16 protein-coding genes and 1 tRNA gene are annotated in these 21,850 nt (G+C 44.4%); 16 read left to right on the top strand and 1 reads right to left on the bottom strand.

What is annotated here, in order from left to right; genetic code table 11:
• The first annotated feature begins 92 nt into the window (after nucleotides 1-92).
• The 8 genes from ACESQI_RS16815 to ACESQI_RS16850 all read left to right on the top strand — a co-directional run bounded on the left by ACESQI_RS16815 (nucleotide 93) and on the right by ACESQI_RS16850 (nucleotide 5,368).
• Nucleotides 93-557 carry an Lrp/AsnC family transcriptional regulator gene (locus ACESQI_RS16815; RefSeq protein ID WP_002558348.1) on the top strand — a complete coding sequence of 155 codons (465 nt, stop codon included), beginning with the start codon at nucleotides 93-95 and terminating at the stop codon, nucleotides 555-557.
• Nucleotides 558-561: 4 nt separating this feature from the next.
• The gene (locus ACESQI_RS16820) at nucleotides 562-873 is read left to right on the top strand and encodes a DUF4491 family protein (RefSeq protein ID WP_002558349.1); all 312 of its coding nucleotides are present in this window, start codon (nucleotides 562-564) and stop codon (nucleotides 871-873) included.
• A 106-nt stretch (nucleotides 874-979) separates the two neighbouring features.
• Nucleotides 980-1,053: transfer RNA gene (locus tag ACESQI_RS16825), tRNA-Ile, on the top strand.
• Nucleotides 1,054-1,135: 82 nt separating this feature from the next.
• Nucleotides 1,136-2,266, top strand: coding sequence for a M50 family metallopeptidase (locus ACESQI_RS16830; RefSeq protein ID WP_226812729.1), 1,131 nt, complete (start codon nucleotides 1,136-1,138; stop codon nucleotides 2,264-2,266).
• Complete coding sequence (locus ACESQI_RS16835; RefSeq protein ID WP_007482907.1) at nucleotides 2,263-3,021, top strand: M15 family metallopeptidase; 759 nt, start codon at nucleotides 2,263-2,265, stop codon at nucleotides 3,019-3,021. Before ACESQI_RS16830 ends, ACESQI_RS16835 begins: the two co-directional genes overlap by 4 nt.
• An 11-nt stretch (nucleotides 3,022-3,032) precedes the next feature.
• Nucleotides 3,033-3,677 (top strand): outer membrane beta-barrel protein, encoded by a 645-nt coding sequence (locus ACESQI_RS16840; protein ID WP_007482910.1) that lies wholly within the window; start codon nucleotides 3,033-3,035, stop codon nucleotides 3,675-3,677.
• A gap of 20 nt (nucleotides 3,678-3,697) precedes the next feature.
• Complete coding sequence (locus tag ACESQI_RS16845; protein ID WP_373126592.1) at nucleotides 3,698-4,183, top strand: hypothetical protein; 486 nt, start codon at nucleotides 3,698-3,700, stop codon at nucleotides 4,181-4,183.
• 3 nt (nucleotides 4,184-4,186) lie between these two features.
• On the top strand, nucleotides 4,187-5,368 hold the full coding sequence (locus tag ACESQI_RS16850; RefSeq protein ID WP_122201421.1) for an SAM-dependent methyltransferase: 1,182 nt from the start codon (nucleotides 4,187-4,189) through the stop codon (nucleotides 5,366-5,368).
• 518 nt (nucleotides 5,369-5,886) lie between these two features.
• Here ACESQI_RS16850 and ACESQI_RS16855 read toward each other — a convergent pair.
• Nucleotides 5,887-7,701, bottom strand: coding sequence for a mechanosensitive ion channel family protein (locus tag ACESQI_RS16855; RefSeq protein WP_002558355.1), 1,815 nt, complete (start codon nucleotides 7,699-7,701; stop codon nucleotides 5,887-5,889).
• A 178-nt stretch (nucleotides 7,702-7,879) separates the two neighbouring features.
• On the opposite strand from ACESQI_RS16855, the gene ACESQI_RS16860 reads away from it, so the two are divergent.
• The 8 genes from ACESQI_RS16860 (at nucleotide 7,880) to ACESQI_RS16895 (ending at nucleotide 21,606) form a co-directional block, all read left to right on the top strand.
• Nucleotides 7,880-8,833: a calcium/sodium antiporter gene (locus ACESQI_RS16860; RefSeq protein WP_025866864.1), complete on the top strand. Its 954-nt coding sequence runs from the start codon at nucleotides 7,880-7,882 to the stop codon at nucleotides 8,831-8,833.
• Nucleotides 8,834-9,461: 628 nt separating this feature from the next.
• On the top strand, nucleotides 9,462-10,655 hold the full coding sequence (locus ACESQI_RS16865) for a glycoside hydrolase family 76 protein (RefSeq protein WP_373126583.1): 1,194 nt from the start codon (nucleotides 9,462-9,464) through the stop codon (nucleotides 10,653-10,655).
• A 14-nt stretch (nucleotides 10,656-10,669) separates the two neighbouring features.
• The gene (locus tag ACESQI_RS16870; protein ID WP_320935865.1) at nucleotides 10,670-11,812 is read left to right on the top strand and encodes a glycoside hydrolase family 88 protein; all 1,143 of its coding nucleotides are present in this window, start codon (nucleotides 10,670-10,672) and stop codon (nucleotides 11,810-11,812) included.
• 18 nt (nucleotides 11,813-11,830) lie between these two features.
• Nucleotides 11,831-13,777, top strand: coding sequence for a glycoside hydrolase family 97 protein (locus tag ACESQI_RS16875; protein WP_320908870.1), 1,947 nt, complete (start codon nucleotides 11,831-11,833; stop codon nucleotides 13,775-13,777).
• Between the two features lie 11 nt (nucleotides 13,778-13,788).
• Nucleotides 13,789-15,942, top strand: coding sequence for an alpha-glucuronidase family glycosyl hydrolase (locus ACESQI_RS16880; RefSeq protein ID WP_195661147.1), 2,154 nt, complete (start codon nucleotides 13,789-13,791; stop codon nucleotides 15,940-15,942).
• 16 nt (nucleotides 15,943-15,958) lie between these two features.
• On the top strand, nucleotides 15,959-17,884 hold the full coding sequence (locus ACESQI_RS16885) for a hypothetical protein (protein ID WP_007482922.1): 1,926 nt from the start codon (nucleotides 15,959-15,961) through the stop codon (nucleotides 17,882-17,884).
• A 12-nt stretch (nucleotides 17,885-17,896) separates the two neighbouring features.
• Nucleotides 17,897-19,711, top strand: coding sequence for a glycoside hydrolase family 2 protein (locus ACESQI_RS16890; RefSeq protein ID WP_195661148.1), 1,815 nt, complete (start codon nucleotides 17,897-17,899; stop codon nucleotides 19,709-19,711).
• A 17-nt stretch (nucleotides 19,712-19,728) separates the two neighbouring features.
• Complete coding sequence (locus tag ACESQI_RS16895; protein ID WP_195661149.1) at nucleotides 19,729-21,606, top strand: FAD-dependent oxidoreductase; 1,878 nt, start codon at nucleotides 19,729-19,731, stop codon at nucleotides 21,604-21,606.
• The last annotated feature ends 244 nt before the right edge of the window (nucleotides 21,607-21,850 follow it).

The following is a 21,850-nucleotide window of genomic DNA, read 5'->3' on the forward strand; positions in this document are numbered from 1 at the left end:
CCTATTTTTTATCCGTTTTATAGAGAGAAATTAAAATAAATCTCTATATTTGCTTACTATTTGATAACAATTGGAAAATATACTCATTAATTATGGAAAAAATAGACAACCTTGACAGGCAGATTCTTGAGATCATTTCTCAGAATGCCCGCATACCTTTTAAAGATGTAGCAGCAGAATGTGGTGTCTCACGTGCAGCCATCCATCAGCGTGTGCAACGCCTTATAGATCTGGGAGTTATTGTAGGATCGGGTTATCACGTAAACCCCAAATCACTTGGATACAGAACTTGTACATACGTTGGTATTAAGCTTGAAAAGGGTTCTATGTACAAATCGGTGGTAGCCGAGTTACAAAAAATACCGGAGATTGTAGAGTGTCACTTCACTACCGGTCCATACACCATGCTGACTAAACTCTATGCATGCGACAACGAACACCTGATGGACTTGTTGAATAATAAGATGCAGGAGATACCAGGCGTTGTAGCTACTGAGACCCTGATCTCCCTGGAACAAAGTATCAAGAAAGAAATTCCTATTCGCATAGATAAGTAAACCAATGGAGTTCTTGAACGAATATCATCTGGCAGGACTTCTAATTGGCATCTGTACTTTTTTAATCATCGGACTCTTTCACCCGGTCGTGGTAAAAGCCGAATATTACTGGGGTACTAAATGTTGGTGGATTTTTCTGGTATTGGGAATAGCCGGCGTATTAGCTTCATTAAGTGTAGACAATATTCTCGTTTCTTCCCTGTTAGGCGTTTTTGCTTTTTCTTCGTTCTGGACTATCAAAGAGGTCTTTGAACAAGAAGACCGGGTTAGAAAAGGATGGTTCCCGAAAAACCCCAAGCGTACTTATAAATTCTGAAACATTGAAAGAATATAAGAAACTGTTTTGATTTTGCTCTAAAAAGTTTGCATATTTCGGGAGAAAATACTAATTTTGTCCCCGCATCCAAGATAAAAGGATACACGGGCTTTTAGCTCAGTTGGTTAGAGCAACAGACTCATAATCTGGAGGTCCTTGGTTCAAGCCCAAGATGGCCCACTTAAAAGAAGACTATAGATCGATGATTTATAGTCTTTTTTTTATAAGAACAGGTACAAAAACTAATCAGAAACAAACTGTTATGAAAAAAGTCCTCAAGTTCGCAGGTAGCCTGATTATTGGTATGTGTATGGGTGCTGCCGGTGTAATACTGGGAATCAGCTGGTTTACCGGGACCTCACTGACTGCATTTCTCGAACATCTGAAAATCGAGACACTACTAAGTAGTATGTTTATATCGCTCATAAGTCTTTTTATTGCCGGTTACCTGCAAATTATCCTACATGAAGCAGGACATTTGCTTTTTGGATTAGCCACCGGTTACAAATTTATCTCTTTCCGTATCGGGAAACTAACATTAATCAAAGAAAAAGGAAGATTCAAGATAAAGTACTTTAAGATACCCGGAACGGCTGGCCAATGTCTGCTTCTCCCACCGGATGTAAGTCCGCAACAACTCCCGTTCATTCTCTACAATCTGGGAGGTGTATTAATGAACCTGTTCTCGGCAATAGTAGCAATCTTATTATTGACTACAATTCCTTCTATTTTTACTCCCCTCAAACTATTCCTTCTATTTACCGCCCTTATCGGAATTCTATTCGCACTACTCAACGGAATTCCAATGAAAAGAAGCGGTATTGTCAATGACGGCTATAACCTCAGGCTGATGCAAAAGTCGTTGGAAAGCCGCCATGCCTTAATACTCCAGCTTAAGGTAAATGCTTTGTTTCAGGAAGGTACCCGGTTGAGGGATATGCCTGCCGAATGGTTTACAGGAGAAGACACAGAGTACAGTAATCCGTTGCTGACCGGTGTTAAGGGATTTTGTGTATCCCGGCTTATAGATCAGAAAGAGTTTGCACAGGCTGAAAAACTATTGCAAGAGATACTTGCACATCGGGAAGAGATTATTCCTATCTTCGTATTGGAAGCCGAGTGTGAATTACTTTTTCTGGAATTGATTGGACAATGTCGTTCAGAAGTAATAGAGGAATTATACAGTACTTCCTTGCAACAATATATCAGCCGGTTCGGAGAAACCTCAACCGGCAAACAGAGGTTGCAATGTGCACTCGCACTCTTATGGAAGAAAGATCGGAAAGCTGCGGAAGAAATATATAATAGTGTATGCCGGAAACGGAATCATTACCTCATGAAAGCAGAAACAGAAATGGATATTGAACTCATGGAATGGACGCTCCAACGATGAAATACAGAAAATGGGGACTCCTGGCATTCTGTCTGCTACTCACAGCATGTCATACCGGAAGAAAACCGACGGGAGAAAAGACAACAGTCATTTCTCCTGTAGAAACTATTGCTACAACAGAAGAAACCCAATCGCCCGTTATAGAGAAGAGCCGTATAGCACTCTATCTTGACTCGCTCGGACTTATAAATATCCAAAGCGCAGACAGTAGTATTGCTGTAAAGTTACTGTATGCAACCCCGGAAAACTTTACAGGAGAACTACTCTACGAAGATTTAAAGGACGCCTATCTGCATCCGGATGCTTTAAAATCACTGCTTCGTGCCCAACAGTTATTGAAAGAGAAACACCCCGGATACAGCCTGATTGTTTACGATGCTGCCCGTCCCATGTCCGTACAGAAAAAGATGTGGAATGTAGTGAAAGGTACTTCAAAAAGCATCTATGTATCCAATCCTTCCCGCGGTGGAGGACTCCATAACTACGGACTGGCAGTAGACATCAGCATTCTCGATAATAATGGAGTTCCTCTTCCTATGGGAACGGAAGTAGACCATTTGGGTGTCGAAGCTCATATCACCCACGAAGCTGAATTAGTAAAAAGCAGAAAAATCAGCGAGGAAGCTGTAAGAAACCGGCAACTACTCCGACTCATTATGAGAGAAGCAGGTTTTCGTGCACTCAACAGTGAGTGGTGGCACTTTAACCTGTGTAGCAGAGAAGTAGCTAAACAAAGATATAAACGAATCGAATAATACCATCTATTATGCTTAAAAGAAAACAAAACCTGTTGTTGGTTTTTCTAACAATGTGGTGTATCGCCTTACCGGCACAAGAAACCACAAAGCAACAGCACACATTCTCCTTCCATACCGGATACGGGAATATGCTGAAAGGAACTGCCGGACTAACCAACAGTTCAAAAAGTTACGAGCGTAGCCTTTCGGAAGGGGTTAGCTGGGATGCGCAATATTATTACCGTCCGGCAGATATAGTCGGAATAGGATTCCTGTATTCAGGATTCTCTTCCCAAGGAAGCCACGAAGAAGGAAGCGATCATCTATACACACACTATTTTGCTCCCCAGGCAGGGATCTATTGCCTTCGGACAAAATGCTTTTTCATTCGCTTGGATGCAGGTATAGGTATATTGTCATATAGGAACTACAGTAAAGTATTCGATAAAAGCAGACGCGTAACTGCAACTTCCTTTGCCACTAATGCAGGGCTCAACGCTACCTTGAAAATAACCCGGCAATGGAATATAGAAGCCGATATACAATACGTAGCCTCCAATATTCACAAAATATACCCACGTTATCATAATGAAACGACTACCGTTAAATTCCGCAACGACCCGTTATCGGTAAGCCGACTTAATCTTTCAGCAGGAGTCTCTTTCAATTTTTAACCTGAAATATATACAATATGATGAAGAAATATATCCTCATTCTTCTTTCCGTTCTTTGCTGTATCGGTTGTGACAGAGAAGATGAAACAGTAGACATTACAGTGATGCCACCTGCCACTACTATTGGTGCAGAGACGTTTGGCTGCCTGATAGACGGCTGGTTATATGTCGGAGGCAGATACCGGGATTACGGTTATTGGTTCGGCCCTTCCGTAGACAGTCCGTCAATCAAATTCTTATACAATGAGAAGCAGGCGGAAGTAGACGTATCTGTCATGGTAAAGCAAGACAGATACATCCGGTTTACCATAGTATCTCCTCAGGAAGGACAAGAATCGGAGTTTACTAACGTACGCTTTGGAGAAGAGAAATTAAAAAACGGAACAGTTACCATCACCCGTTTTGATACGGAACGAAATATCATCAGCGGAACATTCAGTGGAGGCCGGATCACTAACGGCCGCTTCGATGTTCATTATAAAGATCAGGAAGAAGATCTCATGTAATTTATGGAACAACTATCACAACCTACTATCGAGTTTATTCGTGCCCATAGTCGGGATGACGTCCGGCTACTAGCATTACAGGCTCCCAGATATCCGGACGTGGATATGCCTGCCGCTATTGTACAAATAGCCGGAAGACAGGCTGCTGCCAATAAAATACCTTCGTGGCAATCTATTGAGGAGCTATGGTATCCGCGTCATCTATCGATGGAACAATGCTCCTCTGAAATAACAGCACAATACAAATCGACACTGGCAGACGGAGAGACATTAACCGACCTGACCGGAGGTTTCGGGATAGACTGTGCTTTTATGGCAAGCAGGTTTCGTAAAGTGTCCTATGTGGAACGGCAAGAAGAGCTCTGTGAAATCGCAAAACATAACTTCCCCCTACTCGGGCTGAAACATATTACGGTATATAATGAAGACGGAGTAGCTCATTTACAAAAGATGGAACCGGTGGATTGTATTTTTATTGATCCGGCACGCCGGAATGAACATGGAGGGAAGACAATCGCCATATCAGATTGTGAACCTGATGTAGCAGAGCTGGAAGAGTTATTGTTGAGCAAAGGCAAACAGATCATGATCAAGTTATCGCCCATGCTGGACCTTACCCTTGCACTAAAAAGTATGAAGCACGTCAGGGAAGTACATGTTATCTCCGTAAACAATGAGTGCAAAGAGCTATTGCTGATAATAGGAAACGAACCCTCCCGGTTGATTCCTATCCATTGCATCAATCTCACCTCCAAAGAGAAACAAACCTTCACTTTCACCCGGGAAGGGGAACTTACTTCCGAATGTCTCTATACCAAAGAACTTGGTAAGTATCTGTATGAACCGAATGCTTCCATCCTTAAAGCGGGTGCATTTCGCAATATTGCCTCCCGGTATAAAGTAAAGAAGTTGCATCCGAACAGCCATCTCTACACTTCGGATCTGTGGATAGAGAACTTTCCGGGAAGATCTTTCCTGATAACCGGACAATGTTCCTTCAATAAGAAAGAAATAAAAGAAACCATCGGGGAGCTAAAGAAAGCCAATATCACCGTTCGTAATTTCCCGGCTACGGTAGCAGAAATACGGAAGCGAACCAAGTTATCAGATGGAGGGGAGGTTTATCTTTTTGCAACCACTCTATCCAACGAGCAGAAGGTATTTATAAAATGCAGTAAAGTATAGAATGAATAAGAGATCCGATACAGGATTAACTGACTCTTTATAAACAATGCGAATCAGTAGTTATTTACGATTGGACGATTGACGATTTACGATTGGGATTACTCTGTCTCTAATAGCGCTGAAACAGGCTTTTAAAAGAGTAACTTCAATCGTAAATCGTCAATCGTCCAATCGTAAATAACCACTGATTCGCATAAATAATAAGTTCTTGCCAAACAAAGTTCTATTATTTTACATAGGATGTTTCTCCGGAACTGCACGCCCCGCTCGGCTCCGGGGAGGACGTTCCTCGGCTCCGGGGAAGAGGTGCTTCGGCTCCGAGGAGGAGGCTGCTCGGCTCCGGGGAGAAAAAGAGGCCAAACAGGCATTGACAATCAAGAGGTTACAGAAGCATATTTTATCGTCTCGGGATATGCATGAATGACAATATTACTTTACATAACTCCAAGCATTACCTAATAAAGCCCATATACAGTAGGCTGCCAACTTTCTGAATGAGAAACGATATGATCTCGGTTTTACCCTTCTTTAGTCTCCTCCGGTTTCAATCCGCTTTTAGGAATAGTCGTCTCATTTCCATCGCGTACTGCCATATAATGCGGAGACATAATCTCAACATCCGCCTCAGCAAATACATCCTGAATACTCTGATACAGATTGGAATAAATCTGTGCTAACTGGTCCGCCTCTGTTATATACGCATTAATCTGATACACCGGATACCAATCCTGCAATTCCGTTTCAAGTACAAACGGTTCGGGATCCGCCGCGACTCCCTGCGTTGCTTGTGCTGCTTTCAGGAGCAACGAATGCACTTTACGCCAGGGTACATCATATCCGATGCTCACTTCTGCATGAATAATCAATCCGTAGGTTCGTGCCGATGCACTATAATTCACTGTATGAGAAGACATGATAAAGGAGTTGGGAATAGTGACCAGCTCATTCTTTGGCGTACGGATACGTGTCACAAGCGGGGTTTTCTCTATGACATTCCCGGTGGTATCATTCAGCTTGATACGATCTCCCAACTTAAACGGACGCATATAGGTAATAACCAGCCCGGCAATAATATTCCCAATCACCGTACTTGACCCCAATGAAACAATCAGTCCGACAAAGACTGAAATTCCCTGAAAGACTCCCGAATCGGAACCCGGCAGATAGGGGTAGATCATCGCAATCATGAAAGCGTATAACAGGAAACGTATAATATGGAAAGTAGGCATCGCCCAATCCGGGTAAAAACCATTCAGTTTCAATCTGTCAGACTGTACTTCTGTAGCCAGGTAATGAACCAACCGCACCAAGTATTTCACAGCAAGGCATATTACGAAAATAGTGAACAGGTTCGGAATATAATCTATCACCCCACCAAATATACTTTTCACCGGATTCCAGATATATGAGAATATCTGATAGGCCAGCTTTTCGGTCTGCGGGAAAATGGAAAATAGCAAGGGGACCGTAAGAACTAACTGAAGCAACATGAAGGCATAACGCAATATATTGGCCAGAAATATAAGCAGATTAACCTGTTTCTGAGTATCCAGCAATTCATAATCCTGAATCGAAATAGGCTTTAGCTTTGTGTCCTTCAATCGTTGAATACGTATCTTTAGTTTCTTAAATAACCAGGTAGTAGCCCAAAACAGCAGATACTGCCCGAGCAATACCAACACAAAAAATATAATCCTCTTACCCAACTGCCACAAGCTGTGTTCTTTTTTCATATCCTTCAGCTTGTCTACCACTATGTGTCGTTTATCGGCAGCAAGCTGGTCACGTGTGCGACCTTCCCACAACCCGTCCTGATCAGTAAATGAAGCCAATACTTTATCGCCATACATTAAATCGGTCACAATGTCGCTACTCTCCAAATACAGGGAATCCGGCTTGAGATTGAATCGCTTGCCCAACTCTGTGATAGCAGTGGCATTCATCACCGCCCGTTGTTGGGGGGTATGTCCGCCCCGTTTGGCATATATATAAAAAAGCGTATCCCCTTCCACAACCACGGGAACACCTTGAGTGAACTTACGCAATGAGTCTATACGCAACTTTTGCTGAACCAATTTTACAGAATCAGCAGCATATGCCTGCAATTTCAGTTGTTCCATCTCCATCCGCATATTGGCTTCGTTCAGCCTGGCAGTTTCAAGTTCCCTTTTCATGTCGGCAATGTTCGCCGAATCAGAATCACTCCTTATGACAGAATGAGTTTTCAACGTATCGTCACCAAGAAATTCACGAACTTTCTCGACCAGCTGAGCAGACGCTCCGATAGTAAATACCAAAGAGATGAAAAGACAAAATAAACGATTCTTCCTCATACAAAAAACACTTATTAACCTTGCTATAGACAAATAAACGTGCCAAACATACGGAATGTTTTTGATATTTCAGTGGGAATGAATATATTATTTGCTCAAAAAGATACGTCCGATAATTCTCAACACGGTTCCAGTTTTAATTAATTCCGTTATCTTTGTAGCAAAAATCAGGACCCAAATGGATATATTACTTCTCATCGGAGGACTTCTCCTCATTCTAATAGGCGCTAATGGCCTGACGGACGGAGCCGCATCTGTTGCCAAACGATTTCGTATCCCATCCATTGTCATCGGATTAACAATCGTTGCATTCGGCACTTCAGCCCCGGAACTGACAGTCAGTGTATCTTCCGCATTAAAAGGAAGTGCAGATATTGCTATCGGAAATGTAGTGGGAAGCAATATTTTCAATACACTGATGATAGTGGGTTGCACTGCATTGTTTGCTCCTATCGTCATCACTCAGAACACACTAAAGAAAGAGATCCCTCTCTGTATTCTCTCTTCCATCGTATTACTGATATGCGCCAATGATGTTCTATTGGACCATGCTGCCCAAAACGTGCTCAGCATCACCGACGGGCTACTGCTTCTGTGTTTCTTCGCTATTTTTTTAGGATATACCTTTGCCATCGCATCCAACGGTAAGAGTGAAGGAGCAGATGAGGAGATACGCCAGTTACCCATATGGCGCTCGGTGCTCTATATCATAGGTGGACTTGCGGGGCTCATTTTCGGTGGACAATGGTTTGTAGAAGGAGCCGGTAATATTGCCCGCAGCTTGGGAGTCAGTGAATCAGTCATCGGACTGACGTTGGTAGCAGGAGGTACTTCGCTACCCGAATTAGCAACTTCGGTGGTTGCCGCATTGAAAAAGAATCCGGAAATAGCTATCGGAAATGCTATCGGCAGCAACCTGTTCAACATTTTCTTTGTACTTGGATGTAGTGCATCCATCACTCCGCTCAGCCTAAGTGGCATTACAAATTTCGATTTGCTGGTATTGGTAGGCTCAGGAGTACTGCTATGGTTATTCGGGCTCTTTTTCGCCAAACGTACTATTACGCGGATAGAAGGAAGCATCCTGATACTTTGCTACATAGCATATACTACAATTCTTATCTATAAGTAATCGTTCTAAATTATATGATATTATTATTGAAACGCAGAAACTCGCAGATTCACGCAAAGAATATCATCGCTCAAGTATAGCGCAGCTATTTAATCTGCGAAAATCTGCGATCATTTGCGTTTCAATAAAACGCTGTCATAGTATGAACTAAATTTGAAATTCCACAGGAGTTTCGCAGAGTTTCGTTACCTGGCGAAACGCAGATAATCGCGAATCAGCACAGATGAAAAGACGGACACTCTTTCTCATCTATCTATTTGTCTGCACAAACCTGTATTCATCTGCATTTTAACGATAATCCATCGTCCACCGTACTTCCCTGTACGGAAAACCCTCATATGTGCCTATATGAATACAAATATGGCATAAATGCATACAGTTACCCCCATATCGCCTTTGTCTCCATTTCTGCTAAAGTTGTCCCCTATACACTATTGTCAAAACTGTGAATATTTACTGAGAAACAACTGCCTATATTTGTGAAGTGATTTTTGAGAACGAATATAGTTTTTTTAAAGTAAAAAGAAGGTAGGATTTAGTTCAGGAAAAAAAGGAGGGAGCCACAGACTCTCTTCTTTTCTAAAAACCAAATTTCCCTTCAGGTAAATTTCAATAGAATAGCAGACGTATGAAATCATTCTTACCCAAAGCAATCAGTGCACTTTTTCTGGCAATCTCTTTGCTGGCATGCCAAACGTCCGTAACCCAGGAGAACAACACTTCCATTGCCCGCTCTGAAATGTTGCTCGACAGTATCTTCAAATACTATCAGGCAGAAGGGGGCAATTTATTTAATGAGAATTATCCTAAAAGTTCCAATGATAAAGTAACCTACCTGGCTTCTACAGATACGATTACCAAAGACAAAGTAGCCTATTTATGGCCTACCTCCGGGTTGTTTTCAGGAGTAAATGCACTACTCAAAACAACCAGAGACAACAAATATCAGGCACTTCTACAGGAGAAAATCATTCCCGGATTAGAATGTTATTATGACACAACCCGTACTCCTGCCTGTTTTCAATCCTACATCAGTGAGGCCGGGCATTCCGACCGTTTCTATGATGATAATATCTGGTTAGGCATTGACTTCCTCGAAACTTACCGCCTGACAGGAAATAAGAAATACCTGAAACAATCGGAAGAAATATGGAAATTCCTCTTGAGTGGTAATGACGATGTACTAAACGGAGGTATCTATTGGTGTGAGCAAAAAAAGGAATCAAAGAATACCTGCTCCAATGCACCCGCATCCGTACTGGCACTTCAACTTTTTGAGACCACCCGGGACAGTGCCTATTATCAGAAAGGACTGGAGCTATATACATGGACAAAAGTAAACTTACAGGATTCGGATTACATTTACTTCGACAACCTCAAAACAGACGGACGCACCGGCACAGAGAAATATGCATATAATACGGGACAAATGCTGCAAGCAGCCAGTCTGCTATACAAACTAACCGGCAACCGTCAATTTCTGACAGAAGCACAAAACGTGGCCCGTGCAGGAATAAACTACTTCACAGTACCATTCAAGACACAGGACGGTACAGATATCAGGTTCTTCCGCAACCGGGGAACATGGTTCGTGGCTATCATGATGAGAGGATATATAGAACTCTATCTGCAAGATAACAATCCGGAATATCTGCAAATCTTTGCCGACAATCTGGAACTGGCATGGGAAAGTGCCCGCTATGACAATGGACTCATCAACAGTGACTGGAGCGGAGAAAAGAAAGAAAAACAGCAATGGCTGCTTAATCAGGCGGCAATGGTGGAAATGTACGCAAATCTGGGAAACATGAATCTGAAATAAAACAAATATAGAACATGGAAACACGTAAAAAATTCGTTAAGGCAGGGATGCTCGCGCTAATGGTTGCCTGTCTGCCTTCACTACTGATGGCACAAAAAGAGTTTAGGAAATGGCCCAAGGGTTGTTCGCCCGAAGAAGTAGGTGAGTTAGTAAGCCAACGGTTTGTAGCCGTCCCACATCCCAATTTCAACGGTAATCCGGCACCTCCTAATGAAATCACCTATCCGGAAACATGTGCATGGTTTGGTGCTTTGCGTTACGCGCATATCACCAAAAACAAGAAACTCCTCCGCCAACTGGAAGAACGTTTCCTGCCGATCTTTGGTCCGGAACGCAGACTACAACCCCTACCGGATCATGTAGATCATACCGTATTCGGTACTATCCCGCTCCAGCTATATGCACAAACCGGTAAGGAAATTTACTACCACATGGGAATGTGGTATGCAGACGAACAATGGAAAATGCCGCGTAACACCAAACATCGCGAAGCATACCAGGCTTTGCTGGATCAGGGGTTGTCCTGGCAAACCCGCTACTGGATTGACGATATGTTTATGATTTCGGCCATTCAGTCGCAAGCCTATTTCGTTACCAAAGACCGTAAATACATAGACCGTGCTGCTGCCGAGATGGTGAAGTACCTCGATAAGATACAACGTCCGAATGGTTTATTCTACCACGCTGAAGATGTCCCCTTCTTCTGGGGACGTGGCAATGGCTGGATGGCTGCCGGAATGACGGAACTTTTAGGCATGCTTCCGGAAGACAATCCGAACCGGGAAAGAATACTGGAATCTTATCGGAAGATGATGAACAGCCTGCGCGATTATCAGAAGGAGGATGGCTTATGGGGACAATTGGTGGACGACAAAACTACCTGGACGGAAACCTCCGGTTCGGCCATGTTCGTATATGCCATGGTAAAAGGCGTAAAGAAGGGTTGGCTGGATGAAGTAACCTACGCTCCACTGGTACGCAAAGCATGGATTGCTCTGGTTGGGCACATTGATGAAAACGGAGACATCGACGGCGTATGTGAAGGTACCAATAAAACCAACGACCGCCAGTTCTACCTGAACCGGAAAACCCTTCCGGGCAATATGCACGGACAAGCACCTGTACTGTGGTGCGTAAATGCCTTCCTTGAAAAATAAAACAAAAACTCAATAGCCATGAAAGTATACAAACTCTTTGCACTGCTGCTAACCTTCGCCACTGCGTGGGGCAGCCACCTCTCTGCCAAGGTGATAGACGTAAAATCGCCCAATGGAGAACTGAACATCTCTGTCGATGTAAAAGACAAAATCTACTATTCCGTATCTTACGGGAATGATCTTTTATTGAAAGACTGTTATCTCAACCTCCAACTGGAGAATGAAACACTCGGTAATAATCCCAAGCTCCGCAGTACCAAAAAAGGAGTCATTGACGAAAGTGTAAAACGTGAAATTCCACTCAAGAACGCTGTTGTAAAGAACCATTGCAACACACTACGAATGAACTTTGCCGGCAACTACGCTGTAGAGTTCCGCGTATTCGATAATGGAGTGGCCTACCGTTTCATCACCGATAAGAAAGGTGAAAACATTGTCATGGGAGAAGATTTCGTACTAAACTTCCCGGCTAACTATAAGGCCCATTTGTCACAACCCAACGGTTTCAAAACTTCCTACGAATATCCTTATACACACGTAAATACGGAAGAATACAAAGCTACCGACCGTATGAGCTACCTGCCGATATTGTTAGAAACGGACAAGCCTTACAAGATTCTGATTTCTGAAGCAGACCTGCACGACTATCCTTGTATGTTTCTGAAGAGCACCGGACAGAATGGAATGCAATCTCTTTTCCCCAAAGTACCATTGGAATTCGGAGAAGACGGTGACCGCAGTCTCAAGATTCTGAAAGAAGCGGATTATATAGCCAAAACAGCCGGTAAACGTAGTTTCCCCTGGAGATTCATGGTGATTACCAAAGAAGACAAACAACTGTTGGAGAACGAAATGGTTTACAACTTGTCTACTCCTTGTGTACTCGAAGATTACAGCTGGATCAAGCCCGGACAGGTAAGTTGGGAATGGTGGCACGATGCCCGCCTGTATGGAGTAGATTTCCGTTCGGGGTATAACATGGACTCTTACAAATATTACATTGACTTCGCCTCTAAATTCGGCATACCTTATATCATTATGGATGAAGGATGGGCCAAAAGTACCCGTGACCCGTATACTCCCAACCCGACCATCAACTTAGCCGAACTCATTCAATACGGGAAAGAACGCAATGTGAAAATCGTGCTTTGGCTGACATGGTTGGCCGTAGAGAACAACTTCGACCTCTTCAAGACATTTGCCGACTGGGGAGTAGCCGGAGTAAAGATTGACTTTATGGATCGTAGTGACCAGTGGATGGTAAATTACTACGAACGCGTAGCCAAAGAAGCAGCCAAGCATAAATTATTCGTTGACTTTCACGGCTCGTTCAAACCTGCTGGACTGGAACGTAAATATCCGAATGTACTTTCATACGAAGGGGTATTGGGCATGGAACAAGGAGGCAACTGCCGCCCGGCCAACAGTATCTATCTGCCATTCATGCGCAATGCAGTAGGCCCGATGGACTTTACGCCCGGTTCAATGCTTTCCGCTCAACCGGAAGACAATCGTTCCACACGTGCCAACGCCATGGGTTCGGGTACACGTGCCTACCAGATGGCATTGTTCGTAGTCTTCGAAAGCGGTTTGCAGATGTTGGCAGACAATCCGGTTTACTACTACCGTGAACGCCCGTGTACAGAGTTCATATCCAGCGTTCCCGTCACCTGGGACGAAACAAAAGTACTTTATGCCAAAGTAGGTGAAGCCGTAGTAGTAGCCAGACGAAAAGGTGACAAATGGTTCATTGGCGGTATTACCAACAACGAAGGGCGTACAATCAATCTCGACTTGAGTTTCCTGCCTGCCGGTCAATCATTCACTCTCACCTCGTTTGAAGATGGTATCAATGCCGACCGCCAGGCCATGGACTATAAGCAAAGGGAGAGTAAAGTAAACAATGCGACACAGCTTACCATCAAAATGGTACGCAACGGCGGATGGGCCGGTGTCATCAAATAACATCCCGGAATATGAAACTAAAACTCGTCTATATAGCCGCCCTGATTCTCTGTATGCCAATGTTGCATGCAGAGAATGGCTACGACTTGTGGCTCCGTTATCAGAAAGTAGACAACAGCCAACTATTGAACAGTTATTCAAAAACGTTAGCTAAACTGAACTTCCCTGTAAACTCCGCCACACTGACAGAAGCAAAAAAGGAACTGCAACAAGGACTGAATGGCCTGTTGGATACTAATTTGCCGGAAACAGACGGTATCTCCAAAGGTACACTACTGGTAGGTACTCCGGCTTCCTCAAAAGTACTATCCGGTATCCATGCGATAACCAACGAAATATCCGGCTTGGGCGATGAAGGATTCCTCATCAAAACCCTGAAGGTAAACGGAACGCCCTATACCGTTATTGCAGCCCGGAAGGACATGGGCGTAATGTATGGTGTTTTCCATTTCCTCCGGCTTTTGCAGACCCAATCGGATATCAAAGAGTTAAACATCACGCAGGTGCCCAAACTGCAAAGGCGTATGCTGAACCACTGGGACAACCTGAATGGAACGATCGAACGCGGTTATGCAGGCTACACACTTTGGGACTGGCAGCGCTTACCGGGATACATCGATCCGCGTTATCGCGATTATGCCCGTGCCAACGCTTCTATCGGTATCAATGGCACCGTTCTGAACAATGTAAATGCCAACGCACGCAGCCTGACCACCGAATATCTGATAAAGGCAGCCGCCCTTGCAGATGTTTTTCGTCCTTACGGCATCCGGGTATATCTGACAGCCCGTTTCAGTGCCCCGAAAGAACTGCGAGCTTTGAATACAGCCGATCCGCTGGACCCGGAAGTACGCCAGTGGTGGAAAGATAAAGTGAAAGAGATCTATAAGTATATTCCTGATTTCGGAGGATTCCTCGTAAAAGCCAATTCCGAAGGCCAACCGGGCCCTCAGGACTATAAACGCACACATGCCGACGGAGCAAACATGATGGCAGAAGCACTGGAACCCTATGGCGGTATCGTGATGTGGCGTGCCTTCGTATACGAAAACTCCCGGAACGTAGACCGTGCGGGCAATGGCTATGAAGAGTTCAAGCCATTGGACGGAAAATTCAATAAGAACGTATTCGTACAACCCAAAAACGGTCCGATTGACTTCCAGCCACGCGAACCTTTCCATCCGCTCTTCGGAGCAATGCCTCAGACACCACTGATGCTCGAATTCCAGATAACGCAAGAGTACCTTGGGTATGCTACCAACCTCGCCTATCTGGGTCCGTTATTCGAAGAGTGTCTGGACGCCGATACATACACCAAAGGAAAAGGGACAACCGTTGCCAATGTATTGGAAGATTACAACCGTTCACACGGCATCTCCGGCATTGCGGGAGTTGCCAATATCGGTACGGATATCAACTGGTGCGGACATCTGTTCGGACAGTCCAACTGGTATGCTTTCGGGCGCATGGCGTGGAATCCGGAACTTTCGTCAGAAGAAGTGGCAGATGAATGGCTGCGTATGACGTTCAATAACAATACAAGCTTTGTGAATCCGATCAAAGAAATGATGCAGCAATCACGCGAAACGGTAGTAAACTATCGCAATCCGCTGGGATTGAATCATATCATGAATTTTGCGACTCACTACGGTCCCGGCCCCTGGTACAAAGACCCTCACTGGGATGCCAAAGATTATCATAAAGCGGACGAAACCGGTATTGGCGTAGATCGTACTTCCAAAGGCAGCAATGTTGTCAATCAATATGCCAAACCTTTGGCAGAGATACTTGAAAACCTGAATACCTGCCCGCAAAAAGATCTGTTATGGTTCCATCACCTGCCCTGGGATTACAAGATGCCGTCCGGAAAAATCTTATGGGACGAATTGGTAGCATACTATTATAAAGGAGTAGATGAGGTACGCGGGATGCGTAAACTCTGGAACTCTATGGAAGGTAAAATCGATGCCGAACGATTTAATCACGTCAAACAACTACTAAAAGTACAGGAGGACGAAGCTATCTGGTGGAGAGACGGCTGCGTTCTTTATTTCCAGACATTTTCTAAAAGACCGATACCGTCACAATACGAACACCCACAACACACACTTGAATATTACAAAAGAATCCCTTTCCCCTACAACTGGGAAGGAAAGTATGAATAAATAATCAGACAGAATCATGAAACACATAATCACAGTAAGTATCCTTTTTATACTCTCCCTTTTACAAACCATACAAGCCAAGGGAAAAGATGAATACTGGTATACACCTAAAGCAAGTCCGGAAGAACGGAAAGAAAGCTTCCTGAAATATTATGCCGAACACGGGCGAAAAGATTTCCTAACGGGAATCTTCAACCAGATAGCCCGTGTTGCCATTGGCCAGCCAATGGAAGATGAACCAACCTATAAAGCAGTTGCTTTGGTACGTTCTAACCGCGACTGTAATGACTTCTCAATCAACGGTATGCTACGGCTCCTCTATATGGACCGGGAAAAAACAGTGATTCCTGCACATCTTAAAAAAGAGATAGAGGCTTGCGTACTCGACTTTAAATACTGGTGGGACGACGGACGCCGTGATACGACCTACCGGTGTTATCATACGGAAAACCATCAGGCACTCTACCACACAGCCGAACTGCTTGCCGGACAGCTCTACAAAGACAGGATATTTACCAATGGCATGAATGGTGTACAGCACGTGCAACATGCCAAAGAACGCCTGGAACGCTGGCTGGACTTCCGGTTCCGATTCGGATTCAGCGAATGGCTGTCTACTTATTACGAGGTAGAAGCAATGCTACTCGCCAATCTGTATGATTATGCCGAAGACAAAGCTATACGCAAAAAAGCAGGTATGGTGCTGGATCTGTTGATGTTCGACATGGCTCTGAATAATTTCGAAGGCATGATGGGGTCTACCAGCGGACGTATGTATGCTCATTCTCTTATCAATGGCTCACACAATACCTCTCCGCTGACAAAGCTGATGTTCGGAGTCGGCACTTTCGACCGTGATGAAGTAATGGCTCCCATTGCCCTGTCCACCAGTAAATATCAATGTCCCAAAGTCATACAGGAAATCGCTATCGATTATCAGCGCCCCATGCTCAACCGTCAGCGTATAAGTATCAATGTGGAAGATGCACCCTCTTACGGACTCTCTTATGACAATGAACTGGACTGTCACCTCTTTTGGGGTATGCAGGAATTTATTCACCCATTGGCAATCAAAATGTCCAAACAGATCTCAGAAAAGTACGATACCTGGCCCTATCGTAACTACGACCAATATATCCGTAAGTACGAAGAACAGATTAAAACCTACGGTAAACTGGTAAATTCACACCTCGACCGTTTTGCTTTATCCGAAGCCAACGTGGAAACTTATCGTACCCCGGAATATATGCTCAGTAGTGTACAGGATTACCGTCCGGGAGCTCCGGGTTATCAACAACACATCTGGCAGGCCACTTTGGGCAACCGTGCTATCGTCTACACCAATCACCCCGGAGGCAAAAACCTGAAATATTCGCCAAACTACTGGGCAGGTAATGAAATCCTACCACGGGCGGCACAGCACAAAAATGTAGTAGTATGTATCTACAACATCCCCGAAAACCAGAAAAACGATTATACACATGCTTACTTCCCCAAAAATGATTTTGATGAAGTGCTGACAAAAGGTAACTGGACTTTCGGACGCAAAAAAGACGGCTATGTAGCGCTCTATTCACAAAATGCCACTACATATCAGGCGGGTGAAAGGGGAGATATATGCGATTTACTTGCATCGGGCCGACAAAACATCTGGATCTGCGAGACCGGAACAAAAACAGAATGGGGCGACTTTACTAAATTTGTAAATGCGATCTCATCGGCTAAAGTGTCTTGCCAGGAACTAAATGTTAATTATACTTCTCCGTCTATCGGAAATGTAACATTTGGCTGGCAATCTCCGTTTACTATAAAAGGAAAGGAACAAGAACTCAGATGGAAATACCGTTACGACAATCCTTACTGCAAAGCCTTGTTCAATTCACGTAAAATTGAAATTAAAAAAGGATCGGAAAAACTGATTCTCGATTCAACCAAACTCTAATTCTGACACAATATGAAACACCTTATTATTTACATTTTATCTTCTTTCCTATTATTGACCGGTTGGACTGCCAACGCACAAAATAATTCGATACCACGTCCGGAATATCCACGTCCACAGTTTGAACGTGCCGAATGGAGAAACCTGAACGGCCAATGGAGCTATACATTCGACTTTGGCAAATCGGGCAGAGACCGTAAGTTATACAACAGTACAGGATTTAACGAGTTTATCATCGTCCCATTCTGTCCGGAAAGTAAATTATCAGGAGTAGAATACAAGGACTTCATCCCTGCCATGTGGTATCACCGTAAGTTACAAGTTCCGGCAGACTGGCAAGATAAAAAGGTTATCCTTCACTTTGGCGGAGTAGACTATTACTCAGTAATCTATATCAACGGGCAAGTGGCAGGCAGACATTGGGGAGGTAGTTCCTCATTCGGAATAGACATTACACGGTTTGTTAAATACGGAGAAGAACAGCAACTTGTGGTATACGTAGAAGACGACCAGCGTAGTGGAAGCCAGGGAAGAGGAAAACAATCGGGCAACTTCTATTCACAGGGATGCGACTATACCCGTACTACCGGCATCTGGCAGACCGTATGGATGGAAGCAGTAGACGCCTGTGGACTAAAATCTGTTCGTATCACACCGGAACTGGATCAGAAATGTTTCACCGTTCAACCGGAATTCTATGGATTACAAGCCGGACAAAAGCTCCGCGTCAGTGTAAAGGATGGTGATCGTGTAGTCAGCAAACAGACACAAACTGCTGCCACTCCTCTGACACTGATGTTACCATTGAAAACTGTAAAAACCTGGTCACCCGGTTCGCCCTTCTTATACGACATCGAACTGGAAGTATTGGATGCCAAAGGAAAAGTGATTGATCATGTCAATTCTTATGCCGGTATGCGCAAGGTGCATATCGAAGGAAATAAATTCTTTCTCAATAATGAGCCCTGTTATCTGCGCTTTGTACTCGATCAGGGATTCTATCCCACAGGTGTATGGACTGCTCCCACAGATGCAGATCTGAAACGTGATATCGAACTTAGTCTGGCCGCAGGTTTTAACGGAGCACGCCTCCACCAGAAAGTATTTGAAGAGCGTTTTCATTACTGGGCCGATAAGTTGGGATACCTTACCTGGGGAGAGTCGGCAAGCTGGGGTCTTAATACCAGTAGCCCGGAAGCCGCCCGGAACTTCCTCACCGAATGGGAGGAAGTAGTAGTTCGCGACCGCAATCACCCTTCAATCATTGTATGGACCCCATTCAATGAAACCTGGGACCGCCCGAATGACAACGAACAGGCACGCCAACACGACCGTTTCATTTCAGACGTTTATAAACTCTCACACAATTTGGATTATCGTCCGGTAAATGATGCCAGTGGAAATTACCATGTGATGACAGACATCTGGAGTGTACATCATTATGCACAGAGCGGTGAAGAGATGAAAAAACGGTTGGAAATAAAGGACGGTAAGCTCCCCCAGAAAGATGTGAAGAAAGAAGTTCCCTATGAAGGACAGCCTTACTTCCTCGACGAATATGGTGGTATCAAATGGGTGTATGGAAAGCAGTTTGCCAAAAACACCTGGGGCTACGGACAAGGTCCCAAAACACTTGACGAGTTTTATGCCCGGCTGAAGGACATTACATTTACTGTTCTCGAATTTGATTTTGTGGCCGGATATTGCTACACCCAGCTAACAGATGTAGAACAGGAACAGAACGGTATTTATAATTACGACCGTACCCCGAAGTTTGATATGGAGATTATCAAATCCATATTCAACAGACTACCGGAGAAGAAATAAGAACAAAAACATATATCATGAAACGAAACGGCCTACTCATTCTATTGTTGTTTCTAAGCAGTAACCTACCCGCACAGAATTCCTTCGACCTCGTCATTGTCGGAGGAAATCCGGGAGGTATCATGGCAGCCATCGCTGCAGCACGGCAAGGCAAAACTTCCGTCATACTGGAGCGAACCAACCACATTGGCGGACTTCCGGCCAATGGACTTGGAGCTACCGACATTGCAACCCGCGAAGCTACTACGGGACTATTCTCTGAATTCACCTCCCGTATCAGACAGTATTACATCAGTCATTACGGAGCCGATTCACCCCAAGTGAAAACTTGCAGTAACGGTTTTCACTTCGAACCATCCGTAGCCGCCCGTATTTTTGAAGAGATGCTGAATGAGCAGAAAGAGAAGATCACCGTGCGCCTGATGCGTCAGTTTGATGCAGAGAACAAAAACATCTGCATCAGAAACGACCGTATCGAGAGTATCTGTATCCTGAACAGGGAAAACGGACAAAAAGAAACCTATCAGGGGAAAATCTTTATAGATGCCACTTATGAGGGCGATTTAGGAGCCGCAGCAGGTGTGCCGTTCCGTGTCGGTCGTGAAAGCCGGGAAGAATTTAATGAACCGGGAGCCGGAAGGACCTATGAATACTGGAAAAGCCTCCCTGCCGATGGAAGTACCGGGCAGGCAGATAACGCTGTGCAAGCTTATAACTATCGTTTGTGTCTCACAAACGATCCAAAGAACATGGTTCCTTTCACCCGACCGGATAACTACAACCGAGACGAATACGTCTCTCTCATAGAGGATGTATGGACCGGACGTAACACACAACGGGCCATGCTGAAAGTGACAAATGAGATGTTGGAAGAAAATCGCCGGCATATCGCAAGAGGCAACAGAACCAAACTTCCCGGAGACAGCTGGGGGATCTGGAAACTAAGCAGTCTCGTCAACCTGCCGAACCAAAAGACTGACGGTAACAATCAGCACGCTGCTTTCCTTTCTACCGATCTGCCCGAAGAAAACTGGCCATGGCCCACCTCCTCGTGGGAATGGCGGGATAAATTTGCCAAACGCTTAAAAGACTATACTTTAGGGCTTTTCTGGTTTGCCCAGCATGATAAAGAACTCCCGTCCCACTTCCGCAAGGAAATGCTGAAATGGGGACTGGCAAAAGACGAATATCCCGATAATGAATCCTTTCCCCGGCAAGTATACGTACGCGAAGGCCGTCGTTTTGAGGGAGTTTACTTCTTCACAGCAGCCGATGCACTTCCGGTCAGTCCGGGTAAACGCCCTCCTTTACATTCAAGTAGTGTGACCGCAAGTCATTATGCCCTCGACTCTCATGCTGCCCGCAAAAGAGAGACAGGAAGAGTACATCTGGATGGATTCATCAGTTATCCCACAGCCGTTTACACCGTACCTTTAGGAGTAATTCTACCTAAAGACGTAGACAACCTGCTATTGCCGGTACCTGTATCCGGTTCTCACATCGGTTTCTCCACCTTACGCATGGAACCTTGTTGGATGGCTCTGGGACAAGCCGCCGGTATCACAGCAGCACTTGCCATAGACAAAGGAGTGAAAGTACGAAATGTGGATATACCTTCACTACAGGATATTCTGATAAAACAAAAAGCCACCCTTATCTATTTTCGAGATGTAAAACCAACGGATGATGCTTTCCCACTGGTACAATATCTGGGCCTGCGCGGATATCTTCCGGACTGGAATGCTTCATTACAACAGCCGATAGATGAGAGCACCTTACGCAACTGGAGCAATTTGTGCGGTACACAGCTAAAAGCGACTCCCGGACAAACAACCCGACTGAAAGTACTGACAGACATATACAAGTTACAATCGGAAAGAACCGGATTATTCTGACTCCTCCGGAGATAAATAAAATACGCAAAATAAGATATGCCTCCAGTAATCAGTTCTGGAGGCAAAATCATATCACAAATATAATTCAATGTATCGATAAACAAATGCATAAGTAACTGTTCAAAATTATAGGATACTATTATTAAAACGCAGAAACTCGCAGATTCACGCAAAGCATATCATCACTCAAGTATAGCGCAGCTATTTAATCTACAATCATTTGCGTTTCAATAAAACGCTGTCA

The sequence above is a fragment of the Bacteroides sp. HPS0048 genome (genome assembly GCF_964240755.1).
GTDB lineage: Bacteria > Bacteroidota > Bacteroidia > Bacteroidales > Bacteroidaceae > Bacteroides > Bacteroides nordii.